Origin of the sequence: Pedobacter sp. (assembly GCF_045628745.1) — a bacterium.
In the GTDB taxonomy this organism is placed as follows: Bacteria; Bacteroidota; Bacteroidia; order Sphingobacteriales; family Sphingobacteriaceae; genus Pedobacter.
Genome location: NZ_JAZQPU010000305.1, coordinates 1 through 6,634 on the forward strand (window position 1 = coordinate 1; position 6,634 = coordinate 6,634).

Below are 6,634 nucleotides of genomic sequence, written 5' to 3' on the forward strand. Positions count from 1 at the left end.
TCACCACACCAGAAACAGCAACAAATACATCAGGTTTTGGCTGGCGATAGGCTTTTACCTCGACAAAGGTGAGGATGAATAAAATCAATATCAATGGTTTCATTAGCTTAGAATTAGATTTTTAAAAATGATAAAGCTGTCATGAGCACTGTTTATTGCATTTTGTAATCGTTGACTCATGATGTATGAATTGATGGTGAATAAAATACCTGGTTAACGCAGAATTGTTGTCTTTATATAGAGGCATTTTTTTGAAGGCACACACATAAAAATTTTTAATTGTGTGCCATGCAAAATTTGAGTAAATTGAATAACCAACTATAGCTTTTGTATGGAACTTAACCACTACTCAGACTCCGAACTATTAGAGGCGATGAAACTGGATGTCAACAAAGCATTTGATACTTTTTATCATCGTTATTGGTCAGGCCTTTACAACACTGTATTTCATCATTTGAAAGACGGAGAGGTCTCTTCAGAAATTGTGCATGATATATTTCTGCTCATCTGGCAAAAGAGGCATGATTATCATATTCAGTCGATCAGAAGTTACCTGAATACCATAGCCATGCACAGCGTATATAAACACCTGAAAGCAAAAAGAGCCACAAATATTCTTTATATTGCTAATTACGAACAGCTTAACCATCACTCGAAAAGTGTAAACGAAGGCGAGGAGAAATTGAGCTGTAAGGAACTGGAGCTCACGCTGGATTATTCCTTACAGCATTTGCCGAAGCGATGCCGGGAGATTTTTATTTTAAGCAGGAAAACGTTGATGACTAATGAAGCCATTGCGCGGCGACTGGGCATATCAAAGCGCACCGTAGAAAACCAGCTCACTTGTGCTTTACATTTTCTGCGACCGCTTTTTAAATAGGCCACCGCAGCGCTGGCAGCCCGAGTTCAACTCAAGCCGCTTTTAAAGCAATAAGGTATCGATGCGATGTCCCTGCAGGCAGTTATTTTTTTCTGACCAGGAGAAGATGGTAAAATGTCCATCTTGCGAGGCTACCAGTGCAATGGCATCTTTCTGATCGTTGATAAACTGTGCAGCAGAAAGATGACGGGTGCCACCAATTTTTGCCGCCGCCATCACTACGGCACCACCGTCAACAATGGGCTCACTGAAAGAAATATCTTCTAATACATCTTTACCTTTGGCACGACCAATTTTTACGCCGAAAGCCAGCAGTTCGTATTTATCGTTGACTACTGTTGCTCCATCAACGGCCGTTAAACCTGCTAAATGATCTACCTCACGCTTTAAAGCCGTTTGCCAGAAAATCTGGCTGGCCTCTTTGCGGTCTTGAATCAATAACTTCGATAAACCGACGAAAGAAGGCTGCACCCCATAAAGAATTGGTTTCACGATAGATTGCAGCCAGTTGTTATTTGCTGAAGGCACGACTAGCAAAATGCCCCCGCGCTGATGTGCACGCATGGAAACCGCAATTTGAATAAGCACATTCACTGAATCGTTCCAGTAAGAAGGGGCCATCAAATCCAATAACGTAAGTAACATGGTGGGCCAGTCGTGCGATCGTGGCGATGTGGTATCCACAATCTTAATCTGCTCGCCTTTCAGCACCGCTACATTGGTATATTTACCAAAGCCATAAATTCTGCGGTGTTTGATGACCAGCAAACCAGGCTCAGAAACATCCAGCACAAAACAGTAATTGGGAATAATAATCGTAGTGCCCCATACGTAAAGCTCATCGCCATCATGCCAGATACCAATGTGGATACCTGCACGTTCAACGCCCGGCGCTAATTTCGTTAGGGTTGTAGGATTTAACGGTAACTTATATTTTAGCATCAGTGGATTACCAGCCTGCTCCGGAGATACAAAAGCAAGAGAAATTTTAGTGGTATGCCCTTCTTCCCTGCGCAAACTTGCCCAGAAGGTGGCATCAAGAATGTGTTCCACCAGATGTGCCAGCGGTAATGGTGCCAGGTCTTCTTCTCCACTTTTTTGTGCTTCCCGGAGATGTTGTGCGAAGATGGCTTCCAATTTTGGCGCAACTATTTTTGCGGCCTGGTAAGTCGACTGGTAAATCATGGTTTAAAGTTAGAAAATCATCTCATATAAAATATCTGCAAATTGTCTTTTAAATAAAAAGAAAGATTTGCTATACAATTGCCTACCCATTACTAAAAAAACCTACAAATTGTTATTTACAAATCCTTAACTTTAAGAAAGGAGTTCACCATCAGCAGTTTACATTCACCCTATAATATAGATTAAATGAAACAGCAGCTACTCAACCGACCACTCTGGCATGCGCTATTCCTGGTTATTGCTATTCTACTTTATACAGGAGGCCTCTATGCCCAAAACCGTCCATATAGCATCAAGGGTGTTGTAAGAGATGCAAGAACGAATGAATTTATTCCCGGTGCCACCGTTCGCATCAACAATACCACCGCAGGCACTGTAACCAATAACCAGGGTGCTTACCAGCTGACCGTACAGCTGAGCCCGGGAAGATACACTATTACCTTTAGTTCGCTGGGTTTCTCGCCTACCGTGCAAAACCTGCAGCTGGGTGAGCAGCTGGAAATTACCGCAGATGCCAAAATTGGCGAAGATTTAGTTCGTTTAAATGAGGTGGTGGTAACGGGTACTGCCGTGGCCACCAGCAGAAGAACCCTGGGTAATGCCATTTCCACGGTGAATGCCGGTGATATTGCCAATAGTGCCGCAACTTCCGTAGATCAGGCATTGAGTGGTAAAATATCTGGTGCCCAGATTACACAGAACTCCGGAAACCCTGCCGGTGGCATCAGTGTGAGGCTGCGCGGAACAAGTACCGTCGCCGGTGCTGGCGATCCCTTATATATTGTAGATGGGGTAATTATCAACAACAGTTCTGCAGAGCTGCTGGATTTAGGCGGCTACTCTCAAAACAGGCTGGTAGACATCAACCCCAATGATATTGAGCGCATGGAGATCATTAAAGGTGCCGCAGCAGCAGCCATCTATGGCTCAAGAGCCAGCAATGGTGTGGTCCAGATTTTCACTAAAAGAGGCCGCGAGGGAAAACCTGCCTTTACCGTTTCTACGCAACTGCGCGTGAGCGACTTAAGAAAGAAACTTGAAGTGAATAAATATGGCTTCCGCTTTAATAATTTTCTTGCAGATGACCTTACGCAAACGCCAGTTACCCGTTATGACCTTCAGGATGATATTTTCAGAACTGCCCTTGGCACAGATAACAATATTTCTGTTTCTGGAGGAAGTGCCGGCACACAATATTACATGAGTGGCAACTTCCTGAGAAACAATGGTATTATTGACCAGAGTGCCTTTACCAGGGGTGGCGGCCGTGTAAGGGTAGATCAAAAACTGAGCGACTGGCTTAAAATGTCTTTGGGTGCTAATTACATCCTCAGCAACAGTAAGGAAATACCTAATGGTGGTTTGGTAGAAGCCTATGGCGCATTGACTGGCTTTATTTTCAGTAATAACTATATCAACCCCTACCCTGACCCTGTAACGGGCGTTTACCCGCCACTTTCAGCAGCCATTGCCAGAACCAATCCTCTGGAAGCCATTAACCGCTTTGATTTTAAGCAACGGACCAGTCGCTTTATTGGCGACTTTCAATTAAACGCCAACCCCATCAAGGGTTTGAACATCAATTACATTTTTGGTTATGATAACTCCACACAAATAGGTACAGGTTATATCCCGGTGGGTAATACTACACCTTCTTATAATACAGGTTTCTCCCGGAGAGCTGACCGCACCACCTATTTGCTCAACAATGACCTGAATGCTTCTTACCAAACTAAAATAAACGACTGGCTGGAGTCTACCTCAGGCTTTGGTGCAACTGCACAGAGTGAAAAGGTGTACCAAACAGCTATTACAGCCACACTTTTAGGCCCCATTGGTCAAACCATTAACAATGGTGTTGCGGTGCCTACAGAGTTGCGGAGCGATATCAACATTATGGGTGCTTATGCCCAACAGACGTTTGGCATCTTAAACAAAATCTATTTAACCGGTGCAGCAAGGTATGATGTGTCTTCGGTATTTGGTGAAGAATTCAGGGGACAGTTTTACCCTAAAGTGAGTGGCAGTTATGTGCTTTCCAGTGAGCCTTTCTGGAAAGATGCAAAGATCTCTTCTATCATTTCCACCATTAAACTCCGTGCTTCTTATGGACAGGCGGGTAATTTAACAGCCATTTCTGCCTACGACAAAACCACTTCTTATGTGCCTGTTAACGTTGCCGGTTTACCGGGAGTTTACTCGCCTACTTTACTCGGTAATTCGGAGATTAAACCCGAGCGCCAGCAGGAATTTGAGGTCGGTACAGACATGAGCTTTTTCAGCGACCGCTTAAGTCTGGAGTTCAGTTATTATAAGAAAGATGTAAAAGACCTGATTATCCTGGCCAACTTAACCCCTTCAACAGGTTATGTAAGCCAGTTTATCAATGTGGGTACCATGACCAACAAAGGTATTGAGCTCTTGCTGCGTGGTGTGCCTATTTTAAGGGATAACTTACGTTGGAACATCACCGCTACCTATTCAAGGAACAGAAACCAGGTCAACGACATTCCGGGAGGCCTGCTTACTTTTGCCGGAGGTTTTGGACAGGTGGCAGCGGTTAACGGACAACCCCTGGGAACTTTTTATTCTACTTATTTTGCCCGCAATGCTGATGGCTCTCTATTATTAACGCCCACAGGTTTACCACAAACAGAAAAAGTAGGCCGCGATGCCAATGGTCAGCCTGTTGGTGCTACTTTGAGACGAGTAATTGGCGATCCTAATCCTGATTGGATCGGCTCTTTGATTAACGAGGTAACGGTTGGTAAACACCTTACTTTCCGCGTTCAGTTTGACGCTTCTATTGGTGGTGATGTATTTAACTTTACCAAAAGAGTGGGCGACCGTGACCTCTACGGCGGATTGGTGGGCTATGAGCCTGAGTTAAGGGGTGAGGTGCCTAAAGGAACATCTGCCGCATTATTCTCTATTTTTGAGAACTGGATAGAAGATGGCTCTTACGTCAAACTACGAGAAATATCTGCTACCTACGACTATAAACCTGCTTTTTTAAAATCTGGCAGCATCAGGTTTAGCCTTGCAGGGCGTAACCTTTTATCGTTCGATGACTACAGTGGTTATGACCCTGAGATCAATGCCGCCGGACAGAGTTCTGCCGTCCGCGGATTTGACTTTGTGGAGGTTCCCATTCCCAGAATGATCGTTGCCGGCCTGAGTTTAACATTTTAACCTTTATCATTCGCAACAACATGAACAAGCTATATCAACTTCTTAAAACCTGCCTGTTAATGCTCCTTCTTTTATGTGCCGGCAGTTGTAAATTAGATACCATTAACCCCAATGCCCCTGATGAAGCAGACGTTTTAACCACCCGCGAGGGCATCATTGGTCTGAGCATTGGCATGAGGCAATTTTATGCCACCAACGGCATTGCCTCCTCCTATTTCTATCCTGCTGTTACGGCAAGAGAAATTCAGGGGGTAGCCACTTTTACCAACACGCTGGAATTAGAGGCTGGGGGCACTGCCTTGCCTACAGCCAATGGCAATATTTTAACTTTATGGTCAGACATGCAGCGTTTGATGAGCATGAGCCAGGATGTGATCGATAACGCACCTAATGTAACTACCCTCACTGGTGGTTTACTTTCTGGCACCCTTGCTAATGCAAAGCTCTTTAAAGCCATTGCCCTGGGCACGCTTGCCGCAAACTTTGAACAGGCTAACCTGTCGACCAGCAAAACAGAGAAAGTAACCTTCGTACCCCGGCAGCAGGTGCTTGCTGAGGCCATCAGGTTATTGGATGAAGCAATTGCAGGACTGGCCACTACGCCACTCACCCCCGACTTTAATACCTTGATTGCTGGTCCGCGTTTCGACTTAAAAAACATTTTATATGCTTTTAACGCGCGTTATAACCTTTATGCAGGTAATTACGCTGCTGCTTTAAGCAATGCTAATTTGGTAGATCCTGCCAGTGCAAGTGCTTTTGAATACAATGCCCAAAGTGTAAACCCCATCTGGAATACCTCTGCCAACTTACGTTACTATTCGCCACGTGCAGCTTTTGGTTTACCGGCAGAGTTGTTTGAGGCCGGCGACAGAAGACAGGCTTTTTACATCAACACCACCACTTCAGGAACTACAACCACCCGCACCATCGGCGGTTTTGGCGGCAGTCAGGCATCCATGATTCCTGTGTACCTGCCAGATGAAATGAAGCTGATCAAAGCAGAAGCGCTGCTGCGGAGTAATGGAGATATCAACGCCGCACTGACAGAGATTAACCTGGTGAGAACTCAAACATCAGGAGATCCTTTTGGAGTAAATGCCGGTCTCCCTGCATATAGTGGGGCGGTAACACAGCCAGCTTTGTTAGTAGAAGTTTATAAACAACGTTCTGCAGAGTTATACCTCAGCGGACAAAGACTGGAAGATTCCAGACGTTTTAACCGACCGTTTTCGCCGACAAACCTGGTGGAGCGCAACCGGAATTTTTATCCTTACCCAGATCAGGAGCGTGTAAATAACCCTAACACTCCCCCTGACCCAGCTATATAGCTCGAATTAAAATTAATAAGGCTGCTTCTTGTGATAGAGAAGCAGC

At 44.9% G+C, this 6,634-nt stretch carries 4 protein-coding genes; 3 read left to right on the forward strand and 1 reads right to left on the reverse strand.

The features are described from left to right. Positions 1-331: 331 nt before the first annotated feature. Positions 332-880 carry a sigma-70 family RNA polymerase sigma factor gene (locus tag ACR2F7_RS11180; RefSeq protein ID WP_432713647.1) on the forward strand — a complete coding sequence of 183 codons (549 nt, stop codon included), beginning with the start codon at positions 332-334 and terminating at the stop codon, positions 878-880. 42 nt (positions 881-922) lie between these two features. On the opposite strand, the gene ACR2F7_RS11185 is transcribed toward ACR2F7_RS11180, so the two are convergent. Then, the gene (locus tag ACR2F7_RS11185) at positions 923-2,065 is read right to left on the reverse strand and encodes a putative sensor domain DACNV-containing protein (RefSeq protein ID WP_432713648.1); all 1,143 of its coding nucleotides are present in this window, start codon (positions 2,063-2,065) and stop codon (positions 923-925) included. Between the two features lie 186 nt (positions 2,066-2,251). Here ACR2F7_RS11185 and ACR2F7_RS11190 point away from each other — a divergent pair, with 186 nt between their 5' ends. Both ACR2F7_RS11190 and ACR2F7_RS11195 read left to right on the forward strand, forming a co-directional pair. Then, positions 2,252-5,257, forward strand: a complete 3,006-nt coding sequence (locus tag ACR2F7_RS11190; RefSeq protein WP_432713649.1) for a SusC/RagA family TonB-linked outer membrane protein — start codon at positions 2,252-2,254, stop codon at positions 5,255-5,257. A gap of 59 nt (positions 5,258-5,316) precedes the next feature. Further along, positions 5,317-6,588 (forward strand): RagB/SusD family nutrient uptake outer membrane protein, encoded by a 1,272-nt coding sequence (locus ACR2F7_RS11195; protein WP_432713650.1) that lies wholly within the window; start codon positions 5,317-5,319, stop codon positions 6,586-6,588. The last annotated feature ends 46 nt before the right edge of the window (positions 6,589-6,634 follow it).

Bases quoted from the DNA above. Each gene is read 5' to 3' on its own strand.
- ACR2F7_RS11180 (WP_432713647.1), top strand. From the start codon at position 332: ATGGAACTTAACCACTACTCAGACTCCGAACTATTAGAGGCGATGAAA.
- ACR2F7_RS11185 (WP_432713648.1), bottom strand. From the start codon at position 2,065: ATGATTTACCAGTCGACTTACCAGGCCGCAAAAATAGTTGCGCCAAAA.
- ACR2F7_RS11190 (WP_432713649.1), top strand. From the start codon at position 2,252: ATGAAACAGCAGCTACTCAACCGACCACTCTGGCATGCGCTATTCCTG.
- ACR2F7_RS11195 (WP_432713650.1), top strand. From the start codon at position 5,317: ATGCTCCTTCTTTTATGTGCCGGCAGTTGTAAATTAGATACCATTAAC.